Raw genomic sequence first — 18,235 nt, 5'->3', positions numbered from 1 at the left:
ATACTATTGCGTTCCCCACCCGTATAGCCATAAGTGATTGGATAAAGACCAATTCATTCAATATTGCAAGTCTTGAGGAAAACAGCCCAGTTCAGCTAAGCATAACTTCAAGGAACGGGGACGGGACAAACACCCCTACTTTTGAGGCGGTGAAATATTCTTTGATAGCGGCCGCTTCGACTGCTACCTGGGAAGGCCTTTCCACAACTTCCATAACTGTGCATTCTTCAAATGAACCGGCCAGGCTCTCTTTGGGGGATTCGGGGATGTATTTTGAAAATGTTACCGAAGGCGCCTCAAGCGGCTGGATAAGGACCAATACCTGGGTAAGCTCCGGGCTTTTGGCAAATACGCCGTATGAGTTCAGGATAACGACCAGGAACGGGGATGCCGTTCTTTCTGCCACCCTTGAGGCAGGGACAAAATACACTTATATAGAGGCTCCGGGCTCAGCCACTTTTGAGGCGGCGCTTAACTCTATAACCGTCCACTCTGTCAACGAGCCTTCCAATCTGCCGCTTGGGAGTTCCGGTATGCTGTTCGAGAACCTGACCACTGGAAATGACAGCGGCTGGATACAGACAAATTCCTGGGAGGATACGCCTCTGTCTTCAGGAACCTCATACACTTACAGGATAACCGCGCGCAACGGGGACGGGACCGAGACCTCATCTATCACCGCCTCGTCCCGCACTCTGGGTCCGGTGGTGTGGACGGGCGGGGGAGCCACTTTTAACTGGAGCGATGCTGACAACTGGAGCAGCGGGACGGTCCCGAGCTCCGAAGACACCGCCTCCTTTGACGCTACCAGCATAAAGAACTGTATCATCGATACCGAGGTAAATGCCGGGGCTCTCTATATTACCGCCGGCTATACGGGGGCTATCACTCAGAATGCCGCGGTAACGATAGCAACTACTTTTGAGCAGGACGGAACAGGAGTGTTCCAGTGCACTTTACCTCAGACCTATTCTTTTACCTGCGAAAGTTTTTCGATATCGACCAACAGCGGGACATTTCTCAGATTTACCGGCTCCGGCACATCCGGCAGCCCGTATATGATCTACGATGTCTACGGACTTCAGGCAATGAGGCAGTATCGTAACGATGCCGACATCAACTTCAAACTTGCAAATGACATAGAGGCGGGAGTGACCGGTGCCTGGAACGGCGGAGAGGGCTTTGTGCCGGTGGGGGCCGCTCATCCTTACCGCTTTAAAGGAAAATTCTACGGCAACAGCAAAACCATCACAGGGCTCTTTATTAACAGACCGTTAGTGTATTCTGTCGGACTCTTTGGAGAATCGTACGGTTCTACCATAAAGGATGTTGGGATCGTTGATTGCAACATAACAGGAGCGGGAGGAGTTGGCGCGTTAGTTGGTCCAAGTCTATATTCTTCTATAATAGAGAATTGTTATTCCACCGGCAGAGTGACAGGTTTTGGGAATACTGTTGGAGGACTGGCTTCGACCAATTATCAGTCTATTATCATGAACAGCTATTCAAGCTGCGATGTTAATAACAACGGCAATTTAAACGCAGGAGGGCTGTTGGGTTATAACGATGACTCTAGCCAGGTCATTAACAGTTACGCTACAGGGAATGTTAGCGGTGGAAGCAATGTCGGAGGATTGATAGGGACTAATAATTCCTCTTCAATAACAAATTCTTACGCTGCAGGTGCTGTTACCGGAAGTTCCGCAACCGGCGGTTTGATCGGAAGCGATTCCGCTTCGACCATATCAGGTTCTTACTATGACACAGACACCACAGGCCAGTCCGATACAGGCAAGGGAACGCCGGAAACCACTGCCGAAATGATGAATAAATATACTTTCAGCGGCTGGGACTTTGACAATGTCTGGGGGATAAAGAACGGGCAGGCCTATCCGACGCTGCAGTGGCAGGGGCATATCTGGTACGGAGGAGTTGATAACAATTGGTCAACAGCAGGGAACTGGAACAAGGCAAGCGTTCCGGGAGCCTCCGATATGGTCTACTTTAACGCGTCTTCCGAAACCGATGCTCTTATCGACAGCTCTTTTTCGGGCAGCATCGCCGGGCTCAGTATCGGAGCAGGTTATGGAAACACCGTAACTCTTGGCACATCGCTGTCAATAGCAAACGATCTATTCCTCAATGCAGGTGTTTTGAATTGCTCCGCCTACACCATCACCATAAGCGGCTGCCTGAGCAGGGAAGCAGGGACCTTCAATGCCGGGACAGGCACGGTGGCGTTTGACGGAGCAGGCAGGATATCAACGATAGAAGGAAGCACGACTTTCAACAACTTCACCTGTATAACGCCGGGCAAGGTCCTGAGCTTTGAAGCCGGAGAGATCACAACTGTGGAAGGGACCGTGTCCATTACCGGTTCGGACGAAGCTTTGGCCGTGATGAGGTCCACCTCTGACGGGTCCCAGTGGAAGATAAACCCATCCGGCACAAGAAGCATAAGCTATGTGGATGTCATGGATTCCGAGAACATAAATGCCCTGGTCATAGACCCTCCAGGTTCAACTGACAGCGGCAATAACACTAATTGGTTCTCTCCGCCGCCAGTTGCGCCGTCCGGTCTTACGGTGGAGGCGTCTTCTCAAGGTTCGCTCGATTATTACTGGGCCAACAATTCTACCGATGAGACCGGATTTAGGATACTGGATGAACTTGATACAGAAAAGGCCTTGGCGGCAGCGGGAGCCTCCTCAACTTCCGAAGGCGGGCTTTCGGCCAACACGCAGTACACCAGAAAAGTCGAGGCGTACAATGCTTTTGGCGCTTCCACTTCGGACGCAGTTTCCAGATACACTTCTATAGAGGCAATGTCGGGCGCAACATGGGAAACAATGTCAGACAGCCTAACGATACACGCATCAAGCGAGCCAAGCAATCTGGCGCTTGGCAGCTCGGGCATCTATTTTGTAAATACAACAGAGGCTTCGGAAAGCGGCTGGTTAAAGACCAACACCTGGACCAGCGGAACACTTTCGCCGAATACGGCGTATCAGTTCACCATAACTGCCAGGAACGCGGAGGGTGTTGAAACAGCCACCTCAGAAACGCTGACCAGATATACCCTTGCGCTTACTCCTACGATCGAAACCGTTACAGGAAGCTACGACTCTACCAGCGGCTACAACTGTGCCGTCATGGCGGGAGCTAACGGCAACCCTGACGGTACTCTGTATGCCGTTACTACGGACGAAGGCGTTACCTATCTTCAGGGCGACGGCAGCGCTTCCGGGTCGGTTTACTGGGGAGAAGGCTTGTTGTGGTACTATACCGGCGTTCAGCCGAATACTCTTTACAGCTTCAAGGTAAAGGCTGCCAACGGGGACTCTTTGGAAACCTCTCTTTCCGGTTCTCTTGGTGATACCACGCCTCCCGCAAAACCTAGCGGTTTAACAAAGTCAGGCGAAGACCCCAACCAATCGCTGCTTACCTGGGAAAGCGTTGCCTCTGCCGACAGGTATGAGTTAAGCTATGGGACCGACGCCCAGGGTACCAATCTCGGGCTTTCTTCTACAACGGAGGCAGGTATCCTGATGTCCGGCCTGCTGCCGGATGTTGTCTATTTTTGGAGCGTGAGTGCAGTATCTACCGCTAACGGAACGGGAGAGCCTTCTTCCGTTTCCTACTTTACCACTCTGCCGCCCGTTGCGCCTCTGGCGCCGAGCGGTTTTACCGCAACGGCAGAAAGCACAACCTCACTTTCGTATGTCTGGACGGCAAACTCGACAAACGAAGTGGGCTTTAGGATACTGGACGAAAGTGATGAAGTAAAAGCACTGGTGTCCGCAGGAACATATGCCACTTCCGAAAGCGGTCTGGCTGCCAACACGGCTTACTCCAGAAAAGTTATCGCCTACAACGACGCGGGAGAATCCTCCTCATCGCTTGAGACCAGGTATACTTCTATCGAGGCAAGTCAGGGAGCCAACTGGGGAGCCCCGGACGAAACTTCTATCTCCATAAGTTCTCTGAACACGCCGTCAAATCTTACATCCGGCTCCTCCGGTATCCTTTTTGCCAACACCACTCTGGGCACAAGCTCGGGATGGGTAGCGGCCAACGATGCGTGGACCAGCTCCGGACTTGATGAAAATGTCCAGTATTCCTTTGAGATCTCGACCCGCAACGGAGACGGGGTGATCAGCGCCACCATGGATGCCGGTGCAAGGTATTCCGGGATATCGAACTACGGCGCGACCTTTGAGGGAGTATCGACAGACCAGATCACCGTTCATATGTCTTTTGAGCCGGCCAATCTGGTGTCCGGAGAATCAGGCCTTATCTTCATAAACGAGACCGCGGGAGACGATTCTACCTGGATACGCTCTAACGGCTGGACAAGCACGGGACTAACTCCCAACACCGGCTACACTTTCATACTCAAGTCAAGGAACGGGGACGCGGTCGAAAATCCAAATGTGACCCCGGAAGCTAGGTATACTCTGGCGGCAAGCCCGGAGATATCGACGGCCTCCGGCAGTTGGGATGCTGTTTATGCAAGCAATTGCACCATAAGCATAAATGCAAACGGCAATCCCGAAGCCACATATTATGCCGTAACTACCGACGATGGGACCAACTGGCTTCAGGAAGACGGTACCGCAGCGGCAACGATTTACTGGGGCGCGTCGGCTTCGGGATGGAGGTACAGGGACCGCCTGCCAAACACTTCTTACAGCTTCAAGGTCAAGGCAAAGAACGGGGAAGATATAGAAACAGCTCTCTCGGCATCTTTGGACGCGACTACTCCGCCTGCCAAAGTGACCGGGCTTACTGAGACCCAGGTTTTGACTTTTGAAGCCTTGCTGGCCTGGGACACAGCTGCCGGTGCGGATGTTTATGAGGTCAGTATCGGGACAGATGGCTCGGGAACAGACCTGGGTGTTTTTTCAACAACAGAAGCGGCATTGGACAAGACATCCCTTCAGCCGGCCACCGCATATTATTGGTCCGTAAAAGCCGTCTCCTCTGCCAACGGGACAGGAGAACCTTCGTCTATTTCCAATTTCACGACCCTGCTAGGGCCTCCATCAACACCCGAAAGCTTTGCTATTATGGCGACATCGGAAAACAGCCTTGCTTACAGCTGGTCGGACACATCCGCCAATGAGGACGGGTTTAGGATACTCGACGAGAACGATCTGGTCAAAGCGTCTGCGGGCACGGGAGAAACTTCTGCAAGCGAACTTTTTCTTTCTACAAACGAGGCTTATATCAGAAAAGTCCAGGCCTTCAATGCCATAGGAGCCACGACTTCGGAAGCCCTGACCGGCTACACTTCTATAGAAGCCCCGTCCGGTGTGGTCTGGCTGGATGTCGGGTCGGACTACATAAGCCTTAAAGCTTCAAACGAGGTGACCAATGTCTCGGAAGGCGATTCGGGGATACTCTTTGCCAATCTGACAACAGGCAACACTTCTTCGTGGCTGCAGACCAATGTCGGCTGGTCCAGCGCGGGACTTTTGCCGAACACACAGTATTCTTTCAGCATCACGACCAGGAACGGCAATGCTGTGGTAAGAGGCACTTTTGAATCCGATCCTTACAGAACGCTGGCTGAGGTCCCTCCTGCGCCGCAGGTGTGGGGAGGCTGGAGCTTTGCTTATTCCAACTACATTGTTGTTACGGTAGAATCGGGCAGCAATCCCGAAGGTACCGAATATGCCGTGACCATAGATGATGGCATCAACTGGTTACAGAGCGACGGTACCGTATCAACCTCAGAATACTGGTCAAGCGCAAGGACGGGATGGGCCTACAAGAGGGCTCCGGGAGTTACTCTGTATCCCGTCAAGGTAAAGTCAAGGAATGCGGACGGCCTGGTCACGGCGCTCAGCCCGTCTTCGGAGGTCTGGACGCCTCCTGCCAAGGTAAGCGGGCTTACCGCTGCCGGAATGACCGGGACATCAGAGAGCGTGACCTGGGAAGCCGCCGACGGGGCAACCGGGTACCTCATAACCTGGGGCAGGGATTGGCTCGGAACTAATGAGGGAAGCTCTGTAACCACCGAAACCTCGGCTGTTATAGCAGGGCTTGAACCGACCACCAGGTACTACTGGAGGATAAAAGGCCTTGCCGGAACATCGGAAGGGGAGCCGTCAAGCATAGGCACATTCGTCTCACTTAATATGTACGCTCCGACCAGCTGCTACCTGTCCAATTTGACCGCGACATCTGCAAGGGTCAACTGGACCTACAGCAAATCAACCCTGTCAGGTTTCTATATAGAAAAGAGCCTCGACGGCGCCACCTATACCGAAATAGGCTCTGCCGATAAAAGCGCCAGATACTATACCGGGGAGGGGACCGGCGGCCTTTTGCCTAACACAAGATACTGGTTCAGGGTAAGAGCCCTTGATACGGGAGGATTTAGCGATTACACGGTTGCCGACCCCAAGTATACACTGGCAAATGCGCCGACCTTTGAGGCGATATCCGATATTACAAGCAGCGTTATGAGGGTTATCTGGCTGGCCAATTCCAATCCCGCGGGGACAGAGTATTTCTGTCAGAATATTACGGCAGGCACTAATTCCGGCTGGATAACAGACCTTAGCTGGACCAGTACCGGGCTTCAGCCGCTCACTAACCACACTTTCTGGATAAAGGCCCGTAACAAGGACCTCACAGAAACTTCCAGTATAAGGCTTGCCGAAGGCGCCACGGCTCCAACTGCTTCTTTTGCCCTGGTCAAGGCGGACAGGAACACGCTTATCAACGGCGACATAATACACAGCAGGCCAAAACTTGAGATAAGGGCGGAATCGGACGAGGACATTATCCTTTCTACCTTCAGGATAGACATAGACGGGACCGCCGTTTCAGACGGTGACAGGGGGGCCTATGATTATACCGAAGGATCGGGCCGTTCGGTAAGCTTTTTCTATACTCCCAAAACCGCCATATTGGAAGGCGGCCACAAGATGGAATTCAGGGTCTACGACGGCAAAGGCACGATCTTTTATGAGGAAAGGGATCCCGTCAATGTCAAGAGCACTCCCGGGATATCCGGTCCGGTCCTGGCATATCCAAATCCCGCGGACACAGCTTCGGGGCCTGTAAGGATAGCTTACAATCTGCATACGGACGCGGATATGGTGCTCTACCTCTTTGATACCAGCGGAAGACTTATCTGGAAGCAGGAGTACCCTGCCGGAGGCTCAGGCGGCACTGCCGGTTACAACGAGATTGTCTGGGACGGCAGGGATATGGGGGGAAGAGCACTTCCAAACGATGTCTATCTTCTGAGAGTGGTGGAAAAGAGCACAGGCAGCGTGCTTGGAAAGAGCAAAATAGTGATACTCAGGACCTCCTCCGTCCCCCGCAGAGGGGCTTATGCTCTAATGGGGATAGCTGTGCTGGGGCTTTTGGGCGCGGGAGGCTTTGCCTGGACCAAATTTAAAAGGTGATGTGCCTTGACCAGCAGTTGTCGTCTTTGGATGGATAGTCGGTCCTAAAATGGGCCCCGCGCGATTCTTTTCTTTCTAAGGCTGCCCGTGTGATAAGACTTCCAACAAGCGCCATGTTGTGCAGTTCGCTTTCATCCATCGAGGAGGCGCTGTTTCCCAGCGTTCTTATCAGCACCTCAAGCTCTTTTTTAGCTTTTTCCAGTCCTTTTACGCTCCTTATTATTCCCACCTGGTCCCACATCAGTTTTTTTATGAAGTGTTTGTGCCCCTCGACTCTCCCTCGACTCGCTGTAACTCGCTCGGGATCGCTCGGGGTAAGGTCTCTAGATAAACCTGGTCCGGTCTTAACAAATTTAGCGGCATCAACTGCGGCGCGGCAGCCGAACACGACCCCCTCAAGCAGAGAGTTGCTGGCAAGACGGTTGGCTCCGTGAACACCGGTAGAGGCGACTTCTCCGGCTGCCCATAGCCCGGGAATATTGGTTGCTGCGTTAAGGTCGGTCTTTATCCCGCCCATAAAATAATGCGCAGCAGGAGCCACCGGAATGTTGTCGCAGGTAAGGTCGAGCCCGGCCTCTTTGCAGGTCCTATATATAGTAGGGAACCTTTTCCTGACTTTTTCGGGCTCTATTCCTGACAGGTTCAGGTGTACATGGTCGCTTTCGGTGTTCTTCATTTCTTCAAAGATGGCGCGCGAAACGATATCCCTCGGCGCCAGCTCGGCCTTTTTGTGGTATCTGTCCATGAACCTCTTGCCGTGTTTGTTAAGAAGGACCGCGCCTTCGCCCCTAACGGCTTCGGAAATAAGGAATTGAGGGAACGCCACTTCTTCCCCCAGGCCCTTGAACTGCACCAGAGCGGTGGGGTGGAACTGCACAAATTCCATGTCGGTAACTTTGGCCCCGGCGCGATATGCCATTGCTATACCATCCCCGGTGGCGAACTCCGGGTTTGTAGTATAAAGATAAACCTGGCAGACGCCTCCCGTGGACAGGATGGTTGCCGCCGACAAAAAGGCCGCCTGCTTTTTTGCTTTTTCGTCATAGGCGGTTATGCCGGCGCACCTGCCGCCTTCCATTATCAGGTCTTTTCCGAAAACAAAATTCTTTATCTCTATGTTGGGATGCCTGATCACCTTTGCCGCAAGGGTGCGGGCTATTTCCTGCCCGGTAAAGTCCCCGGCATGGAGTATCCTTCTTTTTCTGTGGGCGCCCTCTATATTTAGTTCAAACCCAGCGGCGGTCCTGTCAAAATTGGCCCCCATCTCGATGAGCTCTTTTACCCTTTCGCTTCCTTCCTCAACAAGAAATCTCACTGCTTCGGGATCGCAGAGGCCGGCCCCGGCGTTGATGGTATCCTCGTAGTGAAAAACGGTGGAGTCGTTCTTTTTGTCAAGAACAGCGGCGATGCCGCCCTGCGCTTTTTCTGTGGCTGTTTCTTCGGTCTTTCCCTTGGTGAGCAGTATTACATGTCCGTGATTTGCGGCGGTAAGCGCGGCGCGCAGTCCGGAAATTCCCCCTCCGACCACAAGAAAATCGGATTTGAAAATTTCCATAATTAGAGGTATTATAACATATAGGGAAATGTCCAATTTCCAATGACCAATGTCCAATGGGAGAGGAAAGGGAAGAAATGGTAGAATTTGGAATAAAACTGATAACATTTATGAGCCAGAGGCCGGTATTCAAGGGCTGGGCCCTCATACTCCTTGGCATCCTTTCTCTATTGTTCGCATGGATATACAAGGGAAAAGGGAAGAAGGTAGAAGGAAGTCTTTGGGTATTCATCCTTGTCGCGGCTTTTATTTTGGTATTTGGAATTTGGATCTTGATATTTTCTCCGCAATGGTGGCTGCCGCCGCAGTAGCAGGAAAATGACCAATTTCCAATATCCAATGACCAATGAAAAGGGTCTGCAAATTGGAAATTGGCAATTGGACATTGGAAATTTAGCTTGTTGGGGGATCGTCTAACGGTAGGACTACAGTCTCTGAAGCTGTGTATCCTGGTTCAAATCCAGGTCCCCCAGTCCTTCGACTCGGTCGCTTTCCCTCGACTCCGCTCGGGACAAGCCGCTCCCCCGCATGCCCTGAGCTTGTCGAAGGGCTCAGGACAAGTGCCTGCATAGATATAACAGAATATTGAAAAGCAACGAAGTGACCGAGTCGAGCCAGGGTCGAATATTCTTATGTATACATATTCTCCTGTCCTGTTATAATATTTCCGGAGGCAACTTAATATGAAGAAAGCTCTTCCTTTTTTTGCGGCGCTTTTGCTTATGCTGCTTGGGCTCTATTTTTATTCGCTGCGCAATGCCGGGCAGGACAGGGTGATAAAGGAAGAAACCCTTAAGGCCGCGGCGATGCTTCAGCAAATCTATGAACAGTATCAAAAGCAGGGGCTTGGCCTGGAGCAGGCAAAAAAACTGGGGGCCGACAGGCTGCGCGGCATCCGGTACGGAAGCGATAAAAGCGGGTATTTTTGGGCAGATACCGTTGATGGGCTTAACATAGTTCATCTTGACCGCAGGAACATGGAAGGGAAAATGAGGATAGACTATAACATAAACGGGATCTACTATATCAGGGAACTGATAAAACAGGGGCTTAAAAGCGGCGGCGGTTATACTGATTACTATTTTCCAAAGCCGGGGCAGATGGCGCCCTCAAAAAAAAGAGCCTTCACCATTTTGTTCAAGCCGTTCAACTGGATAATAGGAACGGGATATTATCTGTGACCGCACAAAAAAAGGAGAAACAATGAAGACCAACATCTATTACTTCAGTTCTACCGGAAATTCTTTATCTGTGGCAAGGGATATTGCAAAGGGGCTTGACGAGGCCCATGTTGTGCCCATCCACAAAGTAATGAAGTATGAGCTTGATATGTCCGCCGATGCTATCGGCATAGTGTTTCCCGTGTATATGTGGGGCCTTCCCCTCATAGTCGTGGAATTCCTGAAAAAATTCCAAAACATTACCGGCAAATACATTTTTGCCGCAGCGACCTATGGAGGTTTTCCTGCCTACACGCTGCAGCAGGCTGCGGACCAGTTAAAGGGACAGGGGACAAAACTGGACCTGGGGGCCGCAATACGCATGCCTGGCAATTACACCCCGATGTATGGAGCAAAACCAAAAAAAACCCAGGAAGCTTATTTTAAAAAAGAGAAAGAAAAAGTCAAAGGGATAGTTGAGCTCATAAAACTGAAAAAAAGCGGCCCCATTGATAAGAACCCGCTTCTTGTTAACGCTCTTTTTTCGGGCCTGCTTTATAACTTCGGCATCAAGACGGTCTCAAAGGCGGACTCGCAGTACTATGCCGACCAAAAATGCGACGGCTGCGGGATCTGTGCTAAGGTCTGTCCTGTGTCCAATATAAGGATGGAGAACAATAAACCGGTCTGGCTTCACAACTGCCAGCACTGCCTGGCGTGCCTGCAGTGGTGCCCCGCAGAAGCTGTTCAGTGCGGCAAGTCCACCGTAAAGCGCAAAAGATATCATCACCCCGATGTTAAATTGGCGGATTTTATCAATTAAGCATCTGTTGCCTGGATTGGGTTATAATTAAAAATATGTACAGACCTGAGATCAAAGTGGTTGACTGCACTATCCGCGACGGCGGATTGATAAACGAGCACAAGTTCGAGGACAAGCTTGTTAAGGCGGTTTATAAGGCCGCGTCGTTGGCCGGAGTGGACTATGTTGAGCTCGGATACCGGCTTAGCAAAAAGATGTATTCTTGCGAAAAATTCGGGCCCAGCAAGTTCTGCGACGAGACCTTCCTAAAACAAATGGTCGACGGGGTAAAGAATGGCGCTAAGATAGCCACAATGGTTGATATCGGACGTGTAGAACTTGACCAGATACCTGCAAAAAAAGACAGTGTTGTGGACCTGATGAGGGTGGCCTGTTATGTGAAGGATGTAGACAAGGCAATTGAATATGTCAAACATTTTACCGACAAGGGCTATGAAACTACGATAAATGTCATGGCTATTTCCACGGCCCTGCAGCCGGACCTAGAAGAAGCCCTTGAGCAGCTGGCGCAGTGCCGTGCCAAGGCGGTCTATGTGGTGGACAGCTACGGAGCCCTTTATTCGGAGCAGATACATTTTCTTGTTAAGCTTTACAAAAAATACCTTCAGCCCAAAGGAATAGAAGTGGGTATCCATACGCATAACAACAGACAGCTTGCGTTCGCGAACACCATAGAAGCCATACGCAAAGGCGCCAACTGGCTTGATGCCTCGATATTCGGCATCGGCAGGGGGCCTGGAAACTGCACCCTGGAACTTCTGCTAACTTTTCTCAAGAACCCAAAGTTCAAACTCGATCCTATTCTTGAAATAATCGAGAAAGAATTCCTTCCCCTGCGGGAAAAAATGGAATGGGGGTACATTATCCCTTATATGATAACCGGCGTTCTGAATCAGCACCCAAGGGCAGCTATTGCCCTGCGCAACAGCAAGGACAAGGATAAATATGTCGATTTTTACCACACTCTGATAGGGGACACCGATCTGGTGTAAGGCCGCACCAACCCGGATAAGACCGGATTTTTACAGCATTGCCGTCAGTCGACAGTCTTAAAGCTCGGTGTTATAATCCAGAATAAAATGAAAAGACTAGTAATAATAGCAGGCGCAAACGGCACCGGCAAGACCACTCTGGCAAAAGAATTCCTGAAAAAATACAAGATCAACTTTCTTAATGCCGATGAGATCGCACTTAGTATTTCAAAAAATAAGAAAAACCTTTTGGAAAACAGAATAAAAGCCGGAAAAAGATTCATAGTTAGGTTAAGCAATGCGATAAAAGCCCGCGAATCAATTGCTGTTGAATCTACTTTGGCCGGCAGATATCTGCTAAAGACCATCAGAAATGTCAAAAAACAAGGATTTAGAATATCCATAATCTATGTGTTTGTTGATAATGCTGAAATAGCGCTCCGAAGGATACAGGCAAGAGTTGATGCTGGAGGGCATGATGTGCCCAAACAGGATGTGTTGAGGAGGTTTGACAGAAGCAAGCTCAACTTCTGGAAGCTATATAAAAATGTTGCCGATGAATGGACAATGTTCTATAATGGTATGGAAAGGCCGGTGCTGGTGGCCAGCGGAGAAAAAGCCGGTTTTGAGGTTGTTGACAGTCTGCTTTTTAGATCGTTCAAAAAGGAAACAAGATGACAAACAGATTAAGAGAGTTTGTTTTTGAGATGTTGCAAATCGCTAATAAAGCAGTGGCAAAAGCCCAGGAAAAGAACAGAAAACTTGGTGTCCCCAATGTATATGCCAAGAACGGCAAGCCGGTATTTGTCCTCCCAAACGGTAAGATGACGACACGCAATCCATTTTAATTGGTTTCTGATGGCGGTTCCCTTTTGAGCGTGATAGAATGCTGGTCAAGAGGCTTATTATGAAAAGAACCGCACTCGCTTTTTTTGCTGCCGCTTTGCTTGCTGTCTTTGCAGGGGCTTCTTTTGCCTCCACGACCCTGGTCAGTTCCCCCGAAATATCCATGGAGGTCCCGTCTTATCTTTCCGTAATAAAGAGCGATCATGCCGGCGCCTTTCCTTCGGACGCTATCGGGAACTTTAATACGATGAACATACTTGTCCTTGGCGGGCAATTCCCGTCAGTGGATTCTATGCAGAACTCTCTGGTAAGCCTCTCAGCGGTCCCTTTTGCTTCCTGGACGCTTGCGGATTCTGCCGACAATGACGCAAGAGGCTGGACCTGGAGAAGAGAGTACCGGGCAGAAGGCCCGGGCGGCTCGGTCGCTTACGCGGTAATAGGGCAGGGGGCTTTTGGCTCTTATATCGTTTTCTTCCTTACCGGCAGCGGCGATTACCTGGCCAATTCAGCGGACTTTATGACCTGGCGCAGTACAATAGCTGTGTCAGTACCTCCTTCTACCGCGGCAGATGCACCGCCCCCCGCCCCTTTCTGATGCATCCGTAGCTCCTAGGCCGTGAAATACCGCCTCTCAATTATCGACATATATGCGTGAGCAATATAAACAGAACAGCATGCCGGCTTGCTGCCGGAATAGTTCCGGAGCTGGCGGTCTATGCCCAGTTTAAAGGTATCTCTCAATGCAGGGTTTATGATCTTGATTTTTTTCTCAACAATTTGGGCATGTCCAGGAAGCAGTTCGCTTTTGCCGTAACGCGTGCGGCCGCAGCAGACTCCCCAAGGACGGACGAAAGGACTGCCGTCATTTCTGTGAAGAACACTCCTCTGGGAGAGCAGTTCTCTTCGCTCAGGCTTAAAGGGGTGTTCCCGCGGCTGGACGAAACGGGGGGCATGGAGACATATCTCCGCGGCAGGGGAAGGGCAGAGCTGCACCTTGGAGCGGTCGCTCCGCATACGATAGGAGGGTGGGCCGAGACCTTTGATGAACTGTCCCCGTACGGATCCATGAGACTTGACAGACTTAAGATAGAGATGGATACAGCCGCACATCTGGGAACGGGAATGACGGACAGTTTGCTGGGTTTTGGCATCTACGAACAGCCGCTTTTCAGAGGGGACATGGCGGGATTTGCGGTCTATGGAATGACCAGGGACATGGATGTGCGCCTGGGGCCTTACCTTGAAGCAAAGGTTTCAACCTGTGGTATCACGCAGGATGTTATGGCTCTTGCAGTTCACAGCGGAGGGCTGCTGCGGCAGATGCATACAGCAGGAAGAAAGCACACATACCCCCACCACGGCAACTTTGCCGTGGAAAGTGAAACGGCCGCAAAGATAGTGGACCTTGATTCGTCAGAGGATATTAGAGCTCTGGAGCCGGATCACTTGGCCCCTCAGCTCTATCTGGACCTGGCAAGGGGCATTTATGATTACATGGCCGATTATCTGGCCGAAAGGCACAACCCGCGTTCAAGGTTCTATGCTGTGCCGCTGCTTCCCCATTTTTTGTGGGGGTATTTTAAAGGGGATACCTCCCTTGCTTTTGTAAGGATGATAGAGCCGTGGCTTAACGGGCAAAAAAGCGATGAGGAGTACAGGTCAATGTTCGGCTACCTGCCGGGCATGTTTGAACCTTCTGTATCCTTTTCAAATCCCAGCCTGATGAACCCGTATTATGTCGTTTCTGTCCCAAGAGGCCTGGATACTGCCGATCTGTCGAGGTTCCCTCAGCCCCTGTTCGGATCATTTTACGAAGCGCTATATTCGGTTGCTGAGGATCTGTCCTCCTCTTTCTGTCACGAATAGAGTAAAATACACTTATGCCTCAAATGCGACTGCAAAAATATCTTTCCCAGTGCGGGGTCTCCTCCCGCAGGGCCGCGGAAAAAATGATCCGCGGCGGGCAGGTCCTTGTTAACGGCAAAACCGCCTCTATCGGCCAGACCATAGACAGCGGAAAAGATGTTGTCAAGGTAAAAGGCGCTGCAGTTAGGCCGTCCAGAACGAACACCTATATTATGCTTAACAAGCCCCGCGGCTATATCTGCTCGTGCTCGGATGAGCAGGGCAGCTCCATCTTTGATCTGGTAAAAGTAAAGGAGCGGGTCTATCCGGTGGGCAGATTGGACAAAGACTCGGAAGGCCTTGTCATCCTTACCAACGACGGGGAACTTGCCAACAGGCTTACGCACCCCAGGTATGAATGCGAAAAGGAGTATGAGGTGATAGTAGATGCTCCTCTTTCCAGAAAGCAGCTCAGGGAACTCGAAGGAGGCGTTCTCCTTGACGGGGAAATGACCAGGCCGTGCAGGATAAGGCCGCTTTCGGATAAGAAGTTCCTTGTCGTTCTGAGCGAGGGCAAAAAAAGGCAGATAAGAAGGATGTTCAAGGAAAAGGGCAGGGTGGTGATAAGGCTCAAAAGGATAAGGATCAAGCGTCTGGAACTTAGAAGACTTCGCCCCGGAGAGTGGGAAAGGCTGACTTCAAGAGAGCTCCAAAAGCTGCTTTAGCCCGTGTCTTTTGGCTAGTGCAGCAAACCTGCCAGGGTTAACACCCCAAACACAATGAACAGAGCGCCGGACCAGAATTTTATCTTTTTTTCGGGAACAAGCTTTTGAAGGCCTTTTCCCGCCAGAGCCGCTATCAGATTTATCAATATCATTCCGGAGGTTGCTCCCAGCCAGACAAGAAACGGGGTCCCGTACTTGGCTGAAAGGGCCAGGGCGGCCAGCTGGGTTTTGTCCCCCAGTTCTGCCAGAAGGAAGGCTGTAAATACTATCCAGAAAGGATTGCGCCAGGCTTTCCTGTTTGAGCCTTCTTCCTCTTCTTCCTGTCCAAAGATAGTCCAAAGACCAAAGCCGACAAAAACCGCTCCGGCCAGCAGTTGTATCATGTCCTGTGGGACATAATGGTTGATCACTCCTCCAAAGATGACCGCCAGCGCCATAAGAAGGGCGGTTGCGCACGAAACGGCCCAGAGCACGGTCCGGAGAGGGTATCTGGAGGCAAATCCCAGGGTTAGCAGCTGAGTTTTGTCCCCGAGTTCTGCCAGGGCTATCAGTATAAAAGAAGCCGCAAGTGGCAAAAGTGTCATGACCTAATATTAACATGTCCTAAAGATAATACTGAAACGGTCATGTTCTCTTTGCTTCCCGACCCTTATTAAGTGTTTTTGGTTGAAATCCTTTTGAATGCTGTTCGATAGTTAAACGGATCATTACTGCATAAGCAACAAGGAGTCCCGAAGACTATGCCGAATATTGATCTTAACAATATGAGCATCAGTAGAAGACTAAGCACGAGGAGTATCCTGCCCGGCCGCTATGCTTTCTTTGATCCAAGTATCGAGTCTCTGCACAATGGGCTGCGCGATTTAATATCTGGCAGTCGGCCAGTCCACCGTCTTGATTTCAGAGGTGTGCTTCTTGGCGGCGGCTGCGGCACAGGAAAAACAGAATTTGTCTATAATCTGGCTTCCCGTGTCAATGATCCCGGATCACGGGCCAATCTTTTTTACCTGACGGAAGCATTTTTTGGCGGTACGCCGCTGGAAAAGGTAGAGGTTCTTTTTAGAGAAGCCGAAGAATACGCTTGCGCAACAGGGATGCGCTCGATTGTACTATGGGAAAACCCCGAGGTCTATATGGGGTTTAAATACAGGAGTACCCTAGTTAAGACATATTCGGCCTCGAGCGGAAGCACTTCAACTCAGACAACGCAGACATTGTATGAACAAGGAGATACCGAAGCAACAAAGATGACATCTCTTGTGGAAAAGATGCTCGATGGTTCTGCCGAACCATTGGCTAATACTTTTGTTTTCTTTACCACGAACAATTCTGCCGCGATTGATCCTGCCCTGTGTCGGCCGGGCAGGCTGAGGTATTTTAAGTTCCCGGGTATATTTGAATTTACCCAAAGGAGAACTGTTAGATACGGAACTTTGATAAAAATGCTGCCTGTAGTCGAGGCGCAATTTCTGAGGCTTGGCGATGAGGGTGAGGATATAGCGTCAATTGATGTAGTTAAAGATACTATTGCCGAGGTAAGAGACCTTATCAGACAAAAAGTAATAGAGAACAAGTATTCCGGTGATCCTTATCATGATTTTAGGCATAAACTGGAAGAGGCTGGGATCTATGTGCCTTATAACAATGTATGGAAGCCATCAATGGCCACGCCGGCTTTTATAAGCAGCACAATGTCAAGATTGGTGTGCAATATACCGCCTGAAATAAGGAGTGTCTGGGGTCTTGGGCAGACCAAAGCTCTTGTCAGTTATTTATTCTATGCTGCTTCAGGTTCCGCAAATTATGGATCATATGCCGGAAGGATTCTGGGGCCTCTTGGGCTCTAAATTTTGCGCATTGGAACATTTGACCGCATTTGAGAGCGTGCGTTTCAACTGTTCTAATGTTCAAAAGCGAAGCGTTCAAATGCTCCATTTTTCTCCGCAAAGCGGAGAAAAATAGCTCGTGCGGGACGCCCCCGCACCATCTCCCTTATAATACCGAACACGATCCATGGTTGCAAGAAGAGGGATATCGGTAGGCTTTGATAGGGTGGGGGCAGCCTTCGCTCCTCCCCAAACCCCTCCGCGAAGGCTGCCAAAAAATATGTCATAGAAGAAGAGTTCAAAAAGAGCCTTTAACTTCTGGAGGGAAGCGATTCCATTTGCCTTTTTTGCAATAAGCTGTTCTTGTGATAACCAAACTTCCCATATTATCTAAACTATTCTTTGTTGCTGAAGCATCCGATTGCTTCGCCTTGGCAACCATGGAATTAATTCTATTTATTAGGGCTTCATTATCTTCTTTGTTCAAATCCTCTGATTTCTTAGAATTAATTTCCCTCCACTTTGGAAGATATCTATCCCACAATCTTGTCACAAGAAAAGCCGTATCTTCCGGGGGATTGCTGGCGAATTTGTAAACACCTTGATTTTTAATATCATCAGGAAAGTTTGAATAATAATCATCTATCTTTGCGAGGTCCGCCTTTAAATCGGCACCTTTGATAAAGATTTGATGAGAATTTAAGAACAATGGAACTGTCTTTAGATGCAGATTATCGCTTGATGTAAATACCATGCAAAAAGGAAGATAATAAAGGTATGAAATATCCGTTATATTACTAGGGCGAGATCCAGAAATGAGGCCTGATGCGATTGCCAAATAAAAGAAAAGATCGACAGACAACACAAATCTAAAATAAGGGGCAAACGATTCGACTGATGGCTCGCCTGCTGCCTTCCATCTTGATAATATTCTGTCAAGTACCCCTTTTTTAAACAAGTTGTAACTCCCTTGTCCTGTTAGTTAACTGATACCTCTTAGCGAATGTTTCCGGCGGGCATCTTAGGGCTGTATGTATCCGTTCATGGTTGTAATAATAGA

At 50.1% G+C, this 18,235-nt stretch carries 14 protein-coding genes and 1 tRNA gene; 12 read left to right on the top strand and 3 right to left on the bottom strand.

Features of this window, described 5'->3' with window-relative positions:
* The first annotated feature begins 149 nt into the window (after positions 1-149).
* A complete protein-coding gene (locus tag WC490_07400) occupies positions 150-7,424 on the top strand; it encodes a fibronectin type III domain-containing protein (protein ID MFA5098428.1) in 7,275 nt (2,424 codons plus the stop codon).
* On the opposite strand, the gene nadB is transcribed toward WC490_07400, so the two are convergent.
* Complete coding sequence (gene nadB, locus WC490_07395; protein ID MFA5098427.1) at positions 7,414-8,979, bottom strand: L-aspartate oxidase; 1,566 nt, start codon at positions 8,977-8,979, stop codon at positions 7,414-7,416. The genes WC490_07400 and nadB overlap by 11 nt on opposite strands.
* A gap of 77 nt (positions 8,980-9,056) precedes the next feature.
* Here nadB and WC490_07390 point away from each other — a divergent pair, with 77 nt between their 5' ends.
* From WC490_07390 to WC490_07345, 10 genes are all read left to right on the top strand, one after another.
* Positions 9,057-9,290 (top strand): hypothetical protein, encoded by a 234-nt coding sequence (locus tag WC490_07390; GenBank protein MFA5098426.1) that lies wholly within the window; start codon positions 9,057-9,059, stop codon positions 9,288-9,290.
* 91 nt (positions 9,291-9,381) lie between these two features.
* Positions 9,382-9,452 (top strand) — tRNA-Gln (locus WC490_07385).
* Between the two features lie 210 nt (positions 9,453-9,662).
* Complete coding sequence (locus WC490_07380) at positions 9,663-10,160, top strand: cache domain-containing protein (protein MFA5098425.1); 498 nt, start codon at positions 9,663-9,665, stop codon at positions 10,158-10,160.
* A 22-nt stretch (positions 10,161-10,182) separates the two neighbouring features.
* Positions 10,183-10,962 carry an EFR1 family ferrodoxin gene (locus WC490_07375; protein ID MFA5098424.1) on the top strand — a complete coding sequence of 260 codons (780 nt, stop codon included), beginning with the start codon at positions 10,183-10,185 and terminating at the stop codon, positions 10,960-10,962.
* Positions 10,963-10,997: 35 nt separating this feature from the next.
* On the top strand, positions 10,998-11,954 hold the full coding sequence (locus WC490_07370) for an aldolase catalytic domain-containing protein (protein MFA5098423.1): 957 nt from the start codon (positions 10,998-11,000) through the stop codon (positions 11,952-11,954).
* Positions 11,955-12,041: 87 nt separating this feature from the next.
* A complete protein-coding gene (locus WC490_07365; GenBank protein ID MFA5098422.1) occupies positions 12,042-12,611 on the top strand; it encodes an AAA family ATPase in 570 nt (189 codons plus the stop codon).
* Positions 12,608-12,781, top strand: a complete 174-nt coding sequence (locus WC490_07360) for a hypothetical protein (GenBank protein MFA5098421.1) — start codon at positions 12,608-12,610, stop codon at positions 12,779-12,781. The genes WC490_07365 and WC490_07360 overlap by 4 nt, the downstream gene beginning before the upstream one ends.
* A 59-nt stretch (positions 12,782-12,840) precedes the next feature.
* Positions 12,841-13,374 (top strand): hypothetical protein, encoded by a 534-nt coding sequence (locus tag WC490_07355; GenBank protein ID MFA5098420.1) that lies wholly within the window; start codon positions 12,841-12,843, stop codon positions 13,372-13,374.
* A gap of 56 nt (positions 13,375-13,430) precedes the next feature.
* Positions 13,431-14,645 (top strand): hypothetical protein, encoded by a 1,215-nt coding sequence (locus WC490_07350; protein ID MFA5098419.1) that lies wholly within the window; start codon positions 13,431-13,433, stop codon positions 14,643-14,645.
* Between the two features lie 23 nt (positions 14,646-14,668).
* Positions 14,669-15,349, top strand: a complete 681-nt coding sequence (locus tag WC490_07345; protein MFA5098418.1) for a pseudouridine synthase — start codon at positions 14,669-14,671, stop codon at positions 15,347-15,349.
* 14 nt (positions 15,350-15,363) lie between these two features.
* Here WC490_07345 and WC490_07340 read toward each other — a convergent pair whose 3' ends face one another.
* On the bottom strand, positions 15,364-15,933 hold the full coding sequence (locus WC490_07340) for a TMEM165/GDT1 family protein (protein MFA5098417.1): 570 nt from the start codon (positions 15,931-15,933) through the stop codon (positions 15,364-15,366).
* 324 nt (positions 15,934-16,257) lie between these two features.
* Here WC490_07340 and WC490_07335 point away from each other — a divergent pair, with 324 nt between their 5' ends.
* Positions 16,258-17,196: an AAA family ATPase gene (locus tag WC490_07335; GenBank protein ID MFA5098416.1), complete on the top strand. Its 939-nt coding sequence runs from the start codon at positions 16,258-16,260 to the stop codon at positions 17,194-17,196.
* Between the two features lie 277 nt (positions 17,197-17,473).
* On the opposite strand, the gene WC490_07330 is transcribed toward WC490_07335, so the two are convergent.
* Positions 17,474-18,133, bottom strand: a complete 660-nt coding sequence (locus WC490_07330; GenBank protein ID MFA5098415.1) for a hypothetical protein — start codon at positions 18,131-18,133, stop codon at positions 17,474-17,476.
* Positions 18,134-18,235: the final 102 nt, after the last annotated feature.

This window comes from Candidatus Margulisiibacteriota bacterium (assembly GCA_041650635.1).
In the GTDB taxonomy this organism is placed as follows: domain Bacteria; phylum Margulisbacteria; class WOR-1; order JAKLHX01; family JBAZKV01; genus JBAZKV01.
This window is presented reverse-complemented; position numbering and strand designations above follow the sequence as displayed.

Coding starts and splice junctions, on each gene's coding strand:
- WC490_07370 (MFA5098423.1), top strand. CDS start 10,998: ATGTACAGACCTGAGATCAAAGTGGTTGACTGCACTATCCGCGACGGC.
- WC490_07355 (MFA5098420.1), top strand. CDS start 12,841: ATGAAAAGAACCGCACTCGCTTTTTTTGCTGCCGCTTTGCTTGCTGTC.
- WC490_07360 (MFA5098421.1), top strand. CDS start 12,608: ATGACAAACAGATTAAGAGAGTTTGTTTTTGAGATGTTGCAAATCGCT.
- WC490_07365 (MFA5098422.1), top strand. CDS start 12,042: ATGAAAAGACTAGTAATAATAGCAGGCGCAAACGGCACCGGCAAGACC.
- WC490_07345 (MFA5098418.1), top strand. CDS start 14,669: ATGCGACTGCAAAAATATCTTTCCCAGTGCGGGGTCTCCTCCCGCAGG.
- WC490_07340 (MFA5098417.1), bottom strand. CDS start 15,933: ATGACACTTTTGCCACTTGCGGCTTCTTTTATACTGATAGCCCTGGCA.
- WC490_07390 (MFA5098426.1), top strand. CDS start 9,057: ATGGTAGAATTTGGAATAAAACTGATAACATTTATGAGCCAGAGGCCG.
- WC490_07380 (MFA5098425.1), top strand. CDS start 9,663: ATGAAGAAAGCTCTTCCTTTTTTTGCGGCGCTTTTGCTTATGCTGCTT.
- WC490_07375 (MFA5098424.1), top strand. CDS start 10,183: ATGAAGACCAACATCTATTACTTCAGTTCTACCGGAAATTCTTTATCT.
- nadB (MFA5098427.1), bottom strand. CDS start 8,979: ATGGAAATTTTCAAATCCGATTTTCTTGTGGTCGGAGGGGGAATTTCC.